Origin of the sequence: Streptomyces sp. SM10, from assembly GCF_002910915.1 — a bacterium.
In the GTDB taxonomy this organism is placed as follows: domain Bacteria; phylum Actinomycetota; class Actinomycetes; order Streptomycetales; family Streptomycetaceae; genus Streptomyces.
In genome coordinates this window covers 394-1127 of sequence record NZ_NEUF01000110.1, presented here as the reverse complement: position 1 = coordinate 1127, position 734 = coordinate 394, and the positions used below count along the sequence as shown (strand labels likewise).

Annotated in this window: 1 protein-coding gene; it reads left to right on the top strand. The window is 69.6% G+C overall.

What is annotated here, in order from left to right; translation table 11 throughout:
- Positions 1–734, top strand: a 734-nt coding sequence (locus B9S57_RS17470; RefSeq protein WP_308457403.1) for a ketoacyl-synthetase C-terminal extension domain-containing protein, incomplete at both ends; no start/stop codon positions are given.

The following is a 734-nucleotide window of genomic DNA, read 5'->3' as shown; positions in this document are numbered from 1 at the left end:
GGTCCGTCGCAGCAGCGGGTGATCCGGCAGGCGTTGGCGAATGCCGGATTGTCGGCTTCGCAGGTGGATGCGGTGGAGGCGCACGGTACGGGGACGAAGTTGGGTGACCCGATCGAGGCGCAGGCTTTGCTGGCGACGTATGGGCAGGAGCGGTCGCAGGAGCGTCCGTTGTGGCTCGGGTCGATCAAGTCGAACATCGGTCACACGCAGGCGGCGGCGGGTGTGGCCGGGATCATCAAGATGGTGCAGGCCGTGCGGCACGGTGTGCTGCCCAAGACCCTGCACGTGGACGAGCCGACGCCTCAGGTGGACTGGTCGGCGGGGAACGTACGGTTGCTGACGGAGTCCGTGGCGTGGCCGGAAACGGGTGAGCCACGACGCGCTGCTGTCTCCTCGTTCGGTATCAGTGGGACGAACGCGCATGTGATCGTCGAGCAGGCGCCGGACGACGACGTCGTAGTCGCCGTCGAGGCCGGGCCCCCTGCGGGCACCGTGCTGCCGTTCGTGCTCTCCGGGAAGTCGGAGGGCGCGCTGCGCGGCCAGGCCGTGCGCCTGGCGGAATTGGTTTCGGGCGCAGGGGAGTTGCCGGTGCGCGATCTTGCGCACGCACTGGCGCTGGCTCGCTCCCGGTTCGATCACCGCGCTGTGGTGACGGCTGCCGGGCGTGAGGAGTTGCTGGCCGGTCTCGGTGCCCTTGCGGAGGGGCGTTCCGGGTCGGGTGTGGTGCGGGGTGT